The 14,178-nt window shown below is 40.6% G+C and carries 15 protein-coding genes; 11 read left to right on the top strand and 4 right to left on the bottom strand.

From position 1 onward, the window contains the following. Positions 1-55: 55 nt before the first annotated feature. On the bottom strand, positions 56-430 hold the full coding sequence (locus K370_RS02150; protein WP_047537672.1) for a TraR/DksA family transcriptional regulator: 375 nt from the start codon (positions 428-430) through the stop codon (positions 56-58). A 262-nt stretch (positions 431-692) separates the two neighbouring features. Here K370_RS02150 and K370_RS02145 point away from each other — a divergent pair, with 262 nt between their 5' ends. From K370_RS02145 to K370_RS02115, 7 genes are all read left to right on the top strand, one after another. Beyond that, a complete protein-coding gene (locus tag K370_RS02145) occupies positions 693-1,298 on the top strand; it encodes a hypothetical protein (RefSeq protein ID WP_047537670.1) in 606 nt (201 codons plus the stop codon). Then, on the top strand, positions 1,295-2,671 hold the full coding sequence (locus K370_RS02140) for an MBL fold metallo-hydrolase RNA specificity domain-containing protein (protein WP_047537668.1): 1,377 nt from the start codon (positions 1,295-1,297) through the stop codon (positions 2,669-2,671). Before K370_RS02145 ends, K370_RS02140 begins: the two co-directional genes overlap by 4 nt. 653 nt (positions 2,672-3,324) lie before the next feature. Beyond that, positions 3,325-3,585, top strand: a complete 261-nt coding sequence (locus K370_RS12180; protein ID WP_152603132.1) for a hypothetical protein — start codon at positions 3,325-3,327, stop codon at positions 3,583-3,585. Between the two features lie 51 nt (positions 3,586-3,636). Continuing rightward, positions 3,637-4,203 carry a hypothetical protein gene (locus tag K370_RS02135; RefSeq protein ID WP_052185138.1) on the top strand — a complete coding sequence of 189 codons (567 nt, stop codon included), beginning with the start codon at positions 3,637-3,639 and terminating at the stop codon, positions 4,201-4,203. A 478-nt stretch (positions 4,204-4,681) separates the two neighbouring features. Continuing rightward, positions 4,682-5,182, top strand: a complete 501-nt coding sequence (locus tag K370_RS02125; protein ID WP_047537664.1) for a hypothetical protein — start codon at positions 4,682-4,684, stop codon at positions 5,180-5,182. Between the two features lie 159 nt (positions 5,183-5,341). Then, positions 5,342-5,758: an antirestriction protein gene (locus tag K370_RS02120; RefSeq protein ID WP_047537662.1), complete on the top strand. Its 417-nt coding sequence runs from the start codon at positions 5,342-5,344 to the stop codon at positions 5,756-5,758. A 15-nt stretch (positions 5,759-5,773) separates the two neighbouring features. Next, positions 5,774-6,064, top strand: a complete 291-nt coding sequence (locus tag K370_RS02115) for a hypothetical protein (protein WP_047537659.1) — start codon at positions 5,774-5,776, stop codon at positions 6,062-6,064. 36 nt (positions 6,065-6,100) lie between these two features. On the opposite strand, the gene K370_RS02110 is transcribed toward K370_RS02115, so the two are convergent. Continuing rightward, positions 6,101-6,754: a hypothetical protein gene (locus K370_RS02110; protein WP_047537655.1), complete on the bottom strand. Its 654-nt coding sequence runs from the start codon at positions 6,752-6,754 to the stop codon at positions 6,101-6,103. Positions 6,755-7,112: 358 nt separating this feature from the next. Here K370_RS02110 and K370_RS02105 point away from each other — a divergent pair, with 358 nt between their 5' ends. The 4 genes from K370_RS02105 (at position 7,113) to K370_RS02090 (ending at position 12,187) form a co-directional block, all read left to right on the top strand. Beyond that, complete coding sequence (locus K370_RS02105) at positions 7,113-7,445, top strand: hypothetical protein (RefSeq protein ID WP_047537652.1); 333 nt, start codon at positions 7,113-7,115, stop codon at positions 7,443-7,445. 251 nt (positions 7,446-7,696) lie between these two features. After that, positions 7,697-10,471, top strand: coding sequence for a DNA-primase RepB domain-containing protein (locus K370_RS11840; protein ID WP_052185137.1), 2,775 nt, complete (start codon positions 7,697-7,699; stop codon positions 10,469-10,471). A gap of 165 nt (positions 10,472-10,636) precedes the next feature. Beyond that, on the top strand, positions 10,637-10,924 hold the full coding sequence (locus K370_RS02095; RefSeq protein ID WP_047537649.1) for a PriCT-2 domain-containing protein: 288 nt from the start codon (positions 10,637-10,639) through the stop codon (positions 10,922-10,924). 81 nt (positions 10,925-11,005) lie between these two features. Next, a complete protein-coding gene (locus K370_RS02090) occupies positions 11,006-12,187 on the top strand; it encodes a site-specific integrase (RefSeq protein WP_047537647.1) in 1,182 nt (393 codons plus the stop codon). A gap of 241 nt (positions 12,188-12,428) precedes the next feature. Here K370_RS02090 and K370_RS02080 read toward each other — a convergent pair whose 3' ends face one another. Both K370_RS02080 and K370_RS02075 read right to left on the bottom strand, forming a co-directional pair. Next, positions 12,429-12,740, bottom strand: a complete 312-nt coding sequence (locus K370_RS02080; RefSeq protein WP_019896709.1) for an ArsR/SmtB family transcription factor — start codon at positions 12,738-12,740, stop codon at positions 12,429-12,431. A gap of 38 nt (positions 12,741-12,778) precedes the next feature. After that, a complete protein-coding gene (locus tag K370_RS02075; RefSeq protein WP_047537640.1) occupies positions 12,779-13,912 on the bottom strand; it encodes an alkene reductase in 1,134 nt (377 codons plus the stop codon). Between the last annotated feature and the right edge of the window lie 266 nt (positions 13,913-14,178).

The raw sequence follows: 14,178 nt of genomic DNA, 5'->3' as shown, positions 1-14,178 counted from the left end.
TGAAAATGAGTCTACAAAACCAAATTAGCTAAAACCGCTATAAATTAGAATTAGGTTACTTCACCATCTTCATTTCTCGCATATGCTGACATTTAAAACAGCGTTTTGCCGTTGGATAGGCAGTTACACGCTCAAAGATAATATCATCGCCGCAATCTATACATACGCCATAAACATTTGACTGGATGCGGTCTAACGCTGCATTTAAATCTATTGCTTTCTGTAAATGCAACCCAATCACTGCATTATTAGTATCCACAATAGTGTTAGCAATCGCTTCATCACCCGAGTTACCATCTCCCCCAACATCAACATAACTCAATTTCGATTCAGGATCCATTTCATCTCGCATTTCATTAACTAATTGGAAAAGCTCTAACTCCATTCTTTGTTTTAACTCATCAATTTGATTCTTGCTTATATTTGTCATAGAAATTTCCTTATTTAAGGTGCACAAATTTACTGAAAAATACCCAACACATGGTTTAACAACTTGCCAGGCAAAGCTAACTACTCGCAAAAGACAGCTTTTACCTAGCTTTATCTACACTAATATAGTGAAATTTGTCCGATAATATAATGCGTGCAAGCACGTACTTGTATGCCGGTTTCTGACTGATAAACTAAGTTTATTGTCATGAGTGACATATGTGCATGTTTCTATATGCCTAACAAGAATACTGGAGACCAAAATGGATATGCGCATTCAACAACTGCTAACGCAGATAACAGCACTAGAAGATGAGCTACGTACTGCACTTAGCGAACAGCAGTCGAGTGTATTTTTTCAAATTAAAGGCAAACGAGTCGAGTTTGAACAATCAATCAAACAAACTCACCTTAAACTTAAAAAAAACTTCTTCCGCTGGCTGGTCACAAATAGGCCGCAAAACCTGATTACTGGACCGATTATTTACTCGATGATTATTCCATTGCTGCTGACCGATTTATTCATTACTTTTTACCAGCTATCTTGTTTTCCGATTTACGGTATTAAAAAAGTACGCCGTGCTGATTATATTATTTTTGATCGTCACAAACTGCAATACCTTAATTTTATTGAGAAATTTCATTGTTCTTACTGCGCTTATGGCGCTGGTATGATTGCTTATATCAGCGAAATTGTGGCGCGCACTGAACAGTACTTTTGCCCAATTAAACATGCTAGAAAGATTCTAGGCACTCATGTACGCTATGCGCATTTTTTAGATTTTGGCGCGGCTGACAACTACGAGGCCAAGCTTGAGGAATTTCGGCTTGCCTTAAATAAGGAATCTAGCAAAGGAGAAATAAAATGAAATTAACCTTTCTGGGCGCAACAGGCACTGTTACAGGCTCTAAATATTTACTCAATATTGAAACAAAATCTGGCGACGAAAAACGCATACTAATTGATTGCGGGCTATTTCAAGGTCTTAAACAATTACGACTTAGAAACTGGGATACATTACCTATTAACCCAAAAGATATCCATACGGTAATACTCACCCATGCACATATTGACCACTCGGGTTACCTGCCACTTTTTGTTAAAAATGGCTTCTCTGGCAAAGTTTATTGCACTGAAGCAACCCGTGATTTATGTGAGGTGTTGTTATTAGACTCTGCGTATTTACAAGAAGAGGAAGCAAAATACGCCAATAAGCGCGGTTTTTCTAAACACCTCCCAGCCTTGCCGCTCTACACTCAAGAAGATGCTCAAAAAGCAATCACACTGCTTACTGCAGTTGGGTATGAACAGGATATTGACTTAGGTGATGGCATTACTACAAGACTTTCACCCAGTGGGCATATCCTCGGCTCTGCGTTTGTACACATTCAAAATAGTAAAACCTCCATACTATTCTCGGGTGACATTGGTCGACCTCATGATATTTTGATGAAAGCACCGGTGCGCATCAAACAAGCTGATTATCTGGTGCTGGAATCTACCTACGGCAATCGCTTACACGACAAAACCGACCCGAAAATTAGGCTAGCCGAGATTATCAATCAAACTGTCAACCGCAAAGGTGTTGTGGTCATTCCTGTATTCGCAGTAGGTCGTGCGCAAGAGCTACTCTATTACATCCATCTACTTAAAGCATCTGGAGCGATTGAAAACAACACCCCCGTTTACCTTAATAGCCCAATGGCAGTAGACGCTACCGCAATATTCAACCACTACCGCGGCGAGCACCGCCTAACGCCTGAAGAAAGTCATGCGCTATGTCATACTGCAATTATGGTGAATGGTATTGAAGAGTCCAAACGATTAAATGAAACCAACGGGCCAATGATCATCCTATCGGCAAGCGGCATGGCCACAGGCGGTCGGGTTGTGCATCATTTAAAAGCGTTCGCACCAAACCCCAAAAATACTATTCTGTTCGTGGGCTTCCAAGCCGCAGGTACCCGTGGCGCGGCTATGCTTGACGGTGCTGAAAGTATCAAAATTCACGGCCAATATGTCCCAGTACACGCTGATGTTAAGTATTTGCCTAACCTGTCTGCTCACGCAGATTATGCTGAGATACTGGATTGGTTAGATGGCTTTGAAAGCCCACCTAAAACCACCTTTATTACACACGGCGAACCAACTGCTTCTGATGCTATGCGCCTACATATTGAGGAAAAACTGCACTGGAAAACAATGGTGCCAGATTATCTGCAAACGGTGGATTTGAATTAAATTAATATTGAACATTTCAATGTTTATATTTCATGAAAACTTAAAAAGTTTTTAGTTAATGAGCTCCAGTAAGAGTTAGCCATTAAGAACTCACTCTGATTTATTTATCACCACAAACCATTAAGTTATTCATACTGGTTGCACCTGATCAAAAACTTAGTTGTTTTATTTCGATACACTGATAATTCAATAAATACACAGCAAACATTTGAAAGCTGCTTACGTGCCCTAAAACCAGAGGGATCATTATCAAACCTAGGAGACTATTCCGGCAAACTTATGCTGCCACTAGATTCACTTTCTACGGTATAGGAAATCACAGAGTTATTACTACTCTGTGCCTTGGCGGAAAAGGCCGAATGAGACGATTAATGTGCGTAATTGACTCAGGCTTGGTGGATTTTAATTTGATGGTAACCACCGTTTTAAACTCAATCAAACTGTAGCAACATCCCCTCTTATGAGTCATTCGGGCCAAGTTAGGGCTGCCAATCAATTCAAAACTATCAAACAGCCCATATTAAGCTCTCTCCACAAATTTTGTGGATAACTCTGTGAGTTAGGGTGAATAGCGCAACTAACTAGCCGATTTGAAAGGCTTTTCTCAAAACAGTATAAATAGTAATCAATGGCGTCTTCGCAAGAAACTGCTAGTGAACAAAAGCGGTGAAGGTGGTAAAGCCGGAAAACCCATGCTACATATCATTTTGCGGCCAATTACCAGCATTCATAACACCGCCTTTGTCAGCCCACAACTCCACCACCTTTGTTTTTGTCCCTACCCTTACGCTGCATGGAGCGGAGATCCGAATGCCGCTTTCACCACCTTTAACTCATGCAGTCACCCGGCCAAAAGTATCGCTTCGAATTTAAAACTTTTTTCTTTTCTTGTTTTATACGCAGCGACTTTTTAACCATCTTATATGAAGGACCATTTCTATCATCAACTTCTAAGGAGCTACATCATGACAAAAACAATACCTACCAAAGCTTTACCAATGCGGGTTATTAAAATCGCATCCTGCCTTACCAGCTCTGCTAGGGCCACCCTCACCTATCACATTGGCTGCACTGCTGATAACAAGATTTATCTCCGTGTTGTTGAAAATACGGGTGGCGGCTTATTCAGTCCTGAATGGCTATCTTTAAATGCAATTCAAACAGCGATGAATCAAGCTGCAATTCCACTCACTTCATATCCTCTGATAGAGCTGCTACAAGGTAAATCAACCAATACACCAGCTTTTTTGATGGCGGCACTCAAGAATGAAGGGCTTGTGCGGAATCTAGAAGGCAAAGTACGTGGTTATGAAATTCTAGACAATTCTGCATTTATATCTGAAATGAACGTATTGATGGCTACAGACATTAATTTGAAGGTTGTAGAAATTCAAGGTGACTATAAAACTTCTTTTGCTTTAAAGAAAAAAGTAACAGTAATTAAGCCTGCACAACCGTTCAAGACCAAAAAACCCTCCCCACCAAAAGCAGCTTACTTTGAAATTATAGACAAGCCCAGCTCAGCCAATTAAGCCTTAAATCTCACACTCAGGTAGTTGTAGTCCGTTGTCCTCCAAAAATATCTAGCCATAACACTAAGCCAGTCCTTAATCTCAAAAAGACTAATTAAACAAAATTAGTTATACCGAGCTTATATAGAACCACCCCACTTCTCCTCACTTTTTACAATCTTATCCGGAGTTTTTCCATGGAATTCATCACCTTAACCGTGATTACTTTTGTGTGCCTGCTATTCGAGTCCACCCGAAAGTTTGGCATGTTTTTATTCATCTTTCTCTTTTTAGCTTTTCCTCTCACCGTTATTTCACTTGCAGCAATCGTTATTTATCTTATCAATCGTCACAACCTTAAAGGAACAAAACATTATGTACCGCCAACTTTACCTGGAAGCAATTGAAACTGTACTAGCTTGGGATTTGCCCGAGGAAGCGTTAGCCGATGCCATCAATCAACAATACGCATTAATCACACATCGAACAGGAGACATACATGATCAAGATTCATCACTTCAATGAAGCCTGTCTGCATTACAAACAGCATAAGATAAGTTTCAGGTTATTGCAGGATCAGGCTGCTGTCCTGTTAGGTCTTTGCCAAAACCCACACTCATCAATCAGCAACCCATTAGAAATTACCCAGGCAGATATTGATTGGCTCATGCAGCAACCCGAAGCCACTCAAGATTATGCTGATTATCTAGGCGGTTACGGCTATGTTTGTGAAATGGAAGATGACCTCTTGCAAATCCTTGGCTGCGACTTTGAGTGGGCCAAGGCGCATGATGGAAATTGGCCTAATGTCACTGATATCGCTATGTCGTGGGATGCTTGCAACTATCTGGATGAAGCCTCCGGCGATCGGCAATGGGTCATCTTTCTGCTGTGTTGGAACAATGCTGGTGGTCCTGTTTACTACGTACCCAAGCACCTTTGGGAAAAAGGAAAAGTCACTGATCATATAGAAGCTACAAATTCAACTAGCATTACCTGAGTGCAACGCTCAGACAACTTTTTTTCCTGATTCACCCACCTCCACCCACTACATAAACTCAATAGTCTAAAAAAATGATCCGGCACCATGCGGAGGATTTTGCACGCCTATTGCAAGTGGAGGGGGGCAACAATTACACATAAACTTTAGGAGTTATTCATGACACAGTCAATCATTACTCGTCAGCAAGTCGCTGACAAACAACGCATTCAACATACCGCTGATTTATTTGGCATTCGTTTCCCGCTCAATATCGAGCCTGCTGTTTATTCAATCGCTGGTAATATCGCAAATGATTACAATGGGGCTTATTGGGAGTTTTATTCGTTAAGTAACGGTGGCTTTTACATGGCTCCTGTATCGAATCAATCGTATCAAATCAGTTGTGAAAATGGCTATGAAGGTACGCTATCAGCAGATGCATTAGGTATTACAGCTTGCCTGTATGCTTATAGTCATTTGTCGTTTAACAGTAACCAAACGTTTGCTGAAATATGCGCTAATCATTATCACTGGTTACGTGAATATATGCTGCAACATTCAGAGGCCTCAAAGATTCTTGGCGCTATCGATTAATGAGAAAGGATAATCATGCACAGTAAATATTTACATAGGACTTTAGCTGCCAGTGGCTTGTTGTTACTTGTGTTGAATGTATCTGCTGACGAGGCCAGGATTTATCAACAAGATTCGACTGGAAACACGCAATATCACAAGCCATCAGCAATAATTCAGGAAGATGGACGGATCATAGAGACTGATACTGTCGGTAATAAACAGTACCACAAACAGCAATATCAAATCAAAGACGGCAAGATTTACCAAACTGATTCAGTAGGTAATATTCAATATCATAAACCCAAGGGGGTGATTAAAAAGTAGTTCACTCGATTGGAGCCGGATGCTGGTTAGTTTTCTTTATTTTTTAATATCCACATCCGGAGGAGGGAAAATTTCCATGTAATCTTTGTTATCTTTTAACCAGTGTTTTACCAACCATTTATTGAAGTGCGTTGACGTTTTACGAATTAAAAATATTTTGGTTCTACTCTGGCGCTTTAATGAATTAAGAAACATCACTTGTTTTTCATCATTGAACTCTCCTTGAAAGGTTAGCCAATGCATACGTCCCTGATTTTCAATTACAGGAACATTGGTTAATCTTTTGTTTCTGCTACTTTCAACCTTTTCCAAGCCAATTAAACCTATTTCACCCATCCAAAAAATTTTTGCATTTTCACTTTTGCTTCTTGCAAGCACTTCTTCTCCATGAGTTTTCCACCAACATTGAATGTCAGAATCACATTGTTCTAATTTAGTCTTAGCTCTATTTAATGGCTTTATCCCCCAGCGGGTTAAATAATTCACCACTACACGATCAGCGATTTCAATCTCACATTGCTTCTTAATTAGTTGCTTTAAAAGATCTCGTGACCAAAAAAATAACCCCTCAATATTGTAAGGTTGTCTTAATCCTAGGTAATGGGGCCAATAGGTAGTAACAAGTTTAAAAACTTTTGCTTCCTGCTCTTTATTTAGTTTCCTGGTCACAAATGACTGCACTTTTTTCAAGTTAAATTGTTATTGGTTTAATGGAATTTTAATCTTTTTTTAAAATTTGTTGCATGCATACAACAGTCCTATTTGGCATTTCATATTTATTTTATATGTATATGTTTTTCATATTTTAATATATTAAAACAATATGTTAAACAAACCCGGTTGTTTAATAAGATCTCTTATGAAAATAGCATTTTCCTGACTATATCTAATTATTTATTTAAGTAGTAATTTGTAAATGAGTCTACTAGATAAAAAAATAGGCTCATTTACTCACTTAGTTTTTAAGTGATTTTCGACGAAAAGTTTAACTTCAACCACCTGGTTAAGCTTAAAAAATAATATTGGTGGATTAAGAAGGAAATTTGTAATGCAATTGAAATCAAAAATTTATAAATCAGCAGACATGGACCCCCGCTTTCTAAGTACCCATATCGACGATTATCGACAAGGGGATACCTATGGTTATTTTATTATTGACGATATGTTAGTGCCTAAATCACTAGTGTCTCGCATGTTTGAACATCTATCAGATTCAATTTTTGAGTATGGCTATGTGTGGCCAATTCAAGAGCTATTAGGTAGTGACTTTTGGTCAAAACTTGATGAGTATGAGCAAAGTGTAGCACCCGCATGTATGTTGATTATTATTGAGAATGGATATTCATTTCCAGTGCTGGAGGATTTTCAAATCAAACATTAATTGTAATAAACGGGCTGTATTGCAGCCCTTATTAAAGTGAGGCATGAAACGAAGTATTGCTGATGGCAACTTATCAGAGACTGGTCGTTTATGCGCATGACACCAAATCTTCCCGTCATGTTTTCTCAAGTTATTAACCACTCTATGCGAGAAGCAAGTTTGGGTTCTGCTTGGAAAATATGATGTCTAAACATCCGATCTATTGCTAGTAAACCCAACCCTCTCCCAGGGAAATATAAGAAGAACAGTAAATGACAACACAAAGTCAAACAGTAGCGCTGCCAGCATCAGCCGCTATATCAAACAGAATTATCGCGCCTACAGTTTTGCGTGATAATTTAGCCATAGCCATCAAACCCAACGTTAGCATGCAAGGTGAGCAGACTATCGCTCAGATTTCACCACCTTTACCGGCTTCACCACTTTTGAACTCACCATTTCAAAACGCGCTTATAGACGAACATTTGTCTGAAACACAAAAAATGTCCATAGCTAGCCCAGAAAAAGGTGGTGAAACCGGTAAAGGCGGTTTTTCACAAATACATTCGCTACCTGTCACAGTTACACCAACACCACCTTCACCGGTTTTACCGCCACCATTTGTAACATTACAAGTAACAAATGCAGAGTTTGTTTCTGCCCTATTTCATCAGTTGCCGATAGGTGCCCATTCTGCTGTTTGCTCTAAACCTGGCGATCCGACACAAGGCGGTTGGGTCGCTAAGCGTGCGGATAAAGTGGTAGAAAATATACCCGCTACTCACAACAACTACCTTAATTGCTCAAGCTTCAACCTAGGTGACGATGGTTTTCTTCATGCACGTAAAGACAACTTCGCCGCTTATCACTTGTTAATGCTTGATGACATAGGCACAAAAGTCTCATTTGCTAGATTGAATGACTTCGACTTGTCTTACCTACTTGAAACAAGCCCAGGTAACTATCAAGGTGGCATTATTCTCGCTGAACCCATTATAAATGGCGTCAAAGCGAATCAATTGCTAGATGCAGTTATTATTGCGGGGCTATGTGATGCAGGAGCAACAGGCGCGCAAGGTCGCTGGGCAAGACTGCCCGTAGGCATCAATGGTAAAGCCAAGCATGTTAACGCATCTGGTGAGCCGTTTCAAAGCCGTCTCGTTAAGTGGGCACCAGAGCGAGTTTATACACCGCAAGAGATCATTGCAGGTTTGCAATTAGAACTATTGCCTGCGGATACATCCCAATCCTCCTTAGCAACAAATGCTAAATCACGCGACTACGATCATGAAGATGCAGATGAAGTATTCACGCCAAAATCGTCTGAAAATCCAGTCATTAAAGCACTAAAGGCGCGTGGTTTGTACAAAACACCACTAGGCTCAGGGAAGCATGATGTCACTTGTCCATGGCTTAACGAGCATACAGACGCTTTAGACAGTGGCACTGCATTCTTCGAACCAAATGAAACCTATTTAAATGGCGGTTTTAGATGCCAGCATTCTCATGGTGAAGTTTATAAAACCAAGCAGTTTTTTGATTTTCTTGGTATTACAAAAGGTGAAGCCAAGCATAAACCAGTTATTCGCATTGTTGAAGGTGAGTTACACCATGTTGTTAATACAGCAGAAAGAGAATTAGCGAAAGGCGGACGCCATTATCAGGCTGGCGGTTTAATCGTCACTATTTCTACTAACCCTGAAACCGGTGATCCATCGATTGTGCCGATTAATGTGCCTGCGCTGACTAAAGAGTTGTCGATATGTGCTGCTTGGGAGAAATTTAGCGCTCGTGCTGGTGGTTTTGTAGCATGTGACCCACCAGCTCGGCATATTGGTATTCTGAGCGATAGCCAAACATACGCGCATTTACCGCATTTGTTGGGCGTTGCACGTCAACCCTACTTCCGTGAGTCTGATGGCATATTAGTTACCCAAGCTGGTTACGATAAAGTTTCTAAGCGATTTGGCGTGTTTGATGCGCGTAAATTTGTAACGACTACGCCTACTATTGATGCTGCGCATATCGCGTTAGCGCTTTTAAATGATTTGCTGACTGAATTTAGTTACGCTACCCCATCTGATAAGTCAGCAGCACTCTCAGCCATCTTTACTGCCGTCACTAGAACATCTTACGCTTATGCGCCTGCGTTCCACACTAAAGCATCCACGATTGGTAGTGGTAAAACCTACCAAAACGAGCTGATTAGTGCATTTGCTAAACCTGGCTTGACTCAGAAAGTCAGCTATCCAACTACCGGTGAGGAAGCCACTAAATCTATTTTAGCTCTGCTATTACCAGCGCCAGCTGTGATTGAGTTTGACGATATGGCAACCGATTGGATTCCACATGGCATCATTAATCGTGCTTTGACAGCCGAATCTATTACAGATCGCATTTTAGGTGTTAGCAAGACTGCTACTGTCAGCACGCGTACTTTGTTCTTATCTTCTGGTAATAATGTTGGTCCAGTACGTGATTTATTGCGTCGAGTAATCACGATTAGTATTGATCACCGTTGCGCTACGCCTGCAACAAAATCCTATAAAGGTTTACCTGTTGAAACTGTCCGCAGAGATCGTGGACGTTACGTAGCTGCTGTACTTACGATTATTCTTGCATGGAAGGCAGCAGGTTCGCCGCGCGCTGCTGTTGAGAACATTGCTACTTATGGTGGTGCGTGGGCCGACTATTGCCGTCATACGCTTATTTGGTTAGGTCAAGCTGATCCGGCTACATCATTACTTGACCAAGTAAAAAACGATCCTGACGCTGACGCGCTTTTGGTATTAATGACGGCTTGGCATAAGCGGTATGGTTCTACACCGACAACTGTACGCAAAGTGATTCGTGACACCTATGACTTAATTGGTGAAGACTCATTACGTGATGCCATTTGCGAGTTTCCCGTTGAAGAGCGTGGAAATATTAATCCATCAAAATTTGGCTGGATTCTTAAGAAAAACGCCAATCGTATTGTTGGTGATTTTATCTTTAAAAAATCAACCGCTGATGGTCGCGTCGCTTGGATGGTCACAAAAATTTAATTTCGACTTTGCTAGATTCAATGGAGCCTAAATTAGACGTTGAAGCCGGTAAAGAAGGTTTTTAAAAGCGTGCGTGTCCCCTTGCTTTAACCTCCTTTACCGCCATTTCACACCAACTCAAATCTCAACACTTCTACTTTTAACTATTATCTTGGAGATACAAAAATGCGCATTAAAAAAGACATTTATTCAACTTTAACCAAAATCACGGCCTTACTAGAGCATATAGATCCTGACGTGGGTTACCACGATTGGATTCGTGTGTTAATGGTTATTTACTATGAAACTGAAGGCGACGAGGCTGGATTCGCCTTAGCTGATGATTGGAGCAGTCATGGCTACAAATATAAAGGTGAAAAAGATATAAGAGCCAAATGGCGCTGTTTTAAACCAACCATTACTAACCCAGTAAAAATGGGCACTTTAGTCCGGATGGCCGCATTGCATTCATAGCATACTCGGCGCTATTACAGGCCGCATCTATATTAACCATTTACGATTACATATAACCACTTGAATAACGGAGATTAATTTATGCCAGTATTAAAACTAACACAAGATTTCATTAACAACACCATGCAGTGTCCTGGGGACAAAAAGCGTATCGAATACTGCGACAAAATTATGCCTGGATTGATAATAATCATTTCTTCTTTATCAACAATATCAACATTTTTTGTTCGATATAAAAATAGTGCTGGTAAGACTAGCTATATTAAGCTTGGTCGCACCAATGAGCTAACGCTTATAGAAGCTCGTAAGAAAGCGAAGATGCTAAAACTTGAGATTGCGAATGGCGCTGACCCTAGCAATGAGAAGCGTGTACAAAAGGCAGTGCCAACCTTGGCTGCATTTTACGAAGATCATTACAAGCCTTACGCCGCTGTACATAAAAGGTCTGCTAGCTCCGATCACCAGATTTATACTAGCCGGTTAGAATCACGCATGGGACATCTTAGACTCAATCAAATCACGAAGACCATGATTATTGGTCTTCATAATGAGTTGCGTGAGTCTGGACTCGCAGGGGCCACATGTGACCATATGGTGAAGTACGTGAGGCATGCTTATAACCTTGCGATTGATTGGCAAATGATTAAAGAAAATCCAGCATCAGGGGTTAAGCTTTTTAATTTAGACAACAAGGTTGAAAACTACTTAGATGCCACTGAATTAGCAGCATTGATGAATGTACTTCAAACGGGTGTAAATCGGCCAGTTTGCTTGATAGTTATGTTCTTACTAAGTACTGGAGCTCGCTTGAACGAAGCATTGTCTGCCAAGTGGGATCAAATTAACCGAGAAACCCGTACTTGGAAAATTCCTGCTTTAAATTCTAAGTCTAAAAAGATACGTTCTGTACCTTTAAATGATAGTGCACTTGATATTATTAAACAGTTGGACACTGAAGATGAGTTTGAGTATTTGTTTGTGAATCGCGTTACGGGCAATCCGTATACAAACATTCATAAAGCTTGGGGGAAAATACGCATTCAAGCAGGCTTACCACATTTGCGAATCCACGACTGTCGGCATGCTTATGCTAGTTTCTTGGTGAACAGTGGCAGAACTTTGTACGAGGTTCAGCAGATACTGGGACACTCAACTAGCAAAGTTACCGAACGCTACAGTCACTTATCTAGTGCTACCTTGCAAGCTGCAGCGAACAGCGCCTCTGTAATGATTAATGCCGCAATGGGCAACTCAAGATCGTAACGTGAGTTTTGGGCGGGGTTTTAGGGTGAGAGCTACCCAACCTGCCCATTTCTTGAGCGCCTGCGCAACGATCTTGTCGTCTTGACATTTTTGCCTATCACCAAAATCCGGACGCGTCATTATGTGGCTGTAAATTAGACATAATTTTTGAATGACGGTAACCGGCCCATAGCAGTCATTCAAATTTGAGCTAATCTGGTCTATTTGATTGATTAGAGTTCCGCTAGACATAACAACCTCACTATTCACTTAATACTTCACGTAAGGTAGCTAAAACTTGCTCTACCACCGTCGAGTTACGTTTGTAGTATGTCCATTTACCAACCTTAGTTGATTCGACCAAGTTCGCATCTTGCAACGCTTTCAAACATAATGATGTGGCAGGTTGCGATAGCCCAACCTTGTCCTGAATCAAGCTTGCACACACCCCATACATCTCGTATGGGTAAAGTTGTGTGTAGTCCTTAAACGCCTCATTAGGATTAGCTAACCAAGCCAATATTGCACGTCTTGTCGGGTTAGCTAGCATTTTTAATGCTTCATTTAAATCCATCTTACTCTCACCTTATTGCCAGTGGGAAAGCCCACTATTTAAGTTGATAATTGTGTGCTGAATGGATAATCAATGTACCCTGCTTCGCCACCACCGTAAAGGGTATCATTTTGGACCTGATTCAACGATAATCCTTTTTGAATTCGATACGGTAAGTCTGGGTTTGCGATGAATGCTCTACCAAATGCATATAAATCACCGTAGCCTTTTGAATTTACTGTTAGTGCCTTTTGTACGCTATAACGACCCGCATAGATTATCGCACGCTCAAATGTTTTACGTAATTCACTTCTAAATGTTTCAGGCAAGTCTGGGCTGTTGTCCCAATCCGCCTCTGCGATTGATAAATAAGCGATCCCAAGGTCATTCAACATTTTAGCAGCACAAATGTAGGTTTCATGAGGATTGCTTTCTACTAGGCCAAGGTAAACTCGGTCTTCTGTAGTGGTAGCAAACAGTGGAGCGAATCGTACACCTACTCGATTGCGCCCAAACACTTCGATTACAGCTTCAGTTACCTCTTTTAAAAAGCGTAGTCTATTGGGTAGCGAGCCACCATATTCATCAGTTCTGTGATTCGTATGCTCAGATATGAATTGATTTAGCAGATAACCGTTAGCTGAGTGAAGTTCAACGCCATCAAATCCAGCCAACTTTGCGTTTTTAGCAGCTTGACGATATAAGTTAACTAATTCTTTAACTTCTTCTGTTGTCAGTTCACGAGGCATGCTTGGTTCAACCAAAGAACCCTCACCTAGACCTGTCTCAATGAACACCTTTACAGACTTCGCCTGAATGGCTGAAGGTGCAACTGGTGCATCTCCGTTTGGTTGTAACTTGCAATGTGATACTCGGCCAACATGCCAAAGTTGGCAAAAAATAACTCCACCACTTTCGTGTACAGCGTTCGTTACTTTCTTCCAACCTTCTATTTGCTCCTCAGAATGTATGCCTGGTGTCCAAGCGTAACCTTGACCACGCGCCTCAATCTGTGTACCTTCTGTAACCATGAAACCTGCAGTAGAGCGTTGTTTATAGTAACTTGCCATTAATTCATTTGGTACATTTCCTGGCTGAGTGCTACGGCAGCGAGTTAATGGCGGTAATACAATCCGATTGGGTAAAAACAAGTCGCCTAATTGGACTTTTTCGAATAATGACGATACGTTCATATATGCCTCTTTAATTTAAGTTGCATACATTGTCACATTTAAATGTATAAATGTTAAGTGTTGTTTTGAATATATATATATGAAGTTCAACTATGGGTCATATATGCTCATAAATAAAAAGTAGAATTAAGATTGCTGATACAGTCAGAAAGTCATCGCGGAATCCATTTTCGACCTTCATAAAACCCAATCCCGGAATAAAGTTAAAATAGCAGTTCAAATACTCCTAATATCCTTAAACTGAAAAGTAGACAGGATTAAGCTGA

The organism is Methylotenera versatilis 7 (assembly GCF_000799165.1).
Classification (GTDB): domain Bacteria; phylum Pseudomonadota; class Gammaproteobacteria; order Burkholderiales; family Methylophilaceae; genus Methylotenera_A; species Methylotenera_A versatilis_A.
The sequence above is the reverse complement of the archived record's forward strand: the minus strand, read 5'-3'. Positions and strand labels throughout refer to the sequence as shown.

Coding starts and splice junctions, on each gene's coding strand:
- K370_RS02140 (WP_047537668.1), top strand. CDS start 1,295: ATGAAATTAACCTTTCTGGGCGCAACAGGCACTGTTACAGGCTCTAAA.
- K370_RS02090 (WP_047537647.1), top strand. CDS start 11,006: ATGCCAGTATTAAAACTAACACAAGATTTCATTAACAACACCATGCAG.
- K370_RS02150 (WP_047537672.1), bottom strand. CDS start 430: ATGACAAATATAAGCAAGAATCAAATTGATGAGTTAAAACAAAGAATG.
- K370_RS02135 (WP_052185138.1), top strand. CDS start 3,637: ATGACAAAAACAATACCTACCAAAGCTTTACCAATGCGGGTTATTAAA.
- K370_RS02105 (WP_047537652.1), top strand. CDS start 7,113: ATGCAATTGAAATCAAAAATTTATAAATCAGCAGACATGGACCCCCGC.
- K370_RS02075 (WP_047537640.1), bottom strand. CDS start 13,912: ATGAACGTATCGTCATTATTCGAAAAAGTCCAATTAGGCGACTTGTTT.
- K370_RS02080 (WP_019896709.1), bottom strand. CDS start 12,740: ATGGATTTAAATGAAGCATTAAAAATGCTAGCTAACCCGACAAGACGT.
- K370_RS02115 (WP_047537659.1), top strand. CDS start 5,774: ATGCACAGTAAATATTTACATAGGACTTTAGCTGCCAGTGGCTTGTTG.
- K370_RS02125 (WP_047537664.1), top strand. CDS start 4,682: ATGATCAAGATTCATCACTTCAATGAAGCCTGTCTGCATTACAAACAG.
- K370_RS02095 (WP_047537649.1), top strand. CDS start 10,637: ATGCGCATTAAAAAAGACATTTATTCAACTTTAACCAAAATCACGGCC.
- K370_RS02145 (WP_047537670.1), top strand. CDS start 693: ATGGATATGCGCATTCAACAACTGCTAACGCAGATAACAGCACTAGAA.
- K370_RS02120 (WP_047537662.1), top strand. CDS start 5,342: ATGACACAGTCAATCATTACTCGTCAGCAAGTCGCTGACAAACAACGC.
- K370_RS11840 (WP_052185137.1), top strand. CDS start 7,697: ATGACAACACAAAGTCAAACAGTAGCGCTGCCAGCATCAGCCGCTATA.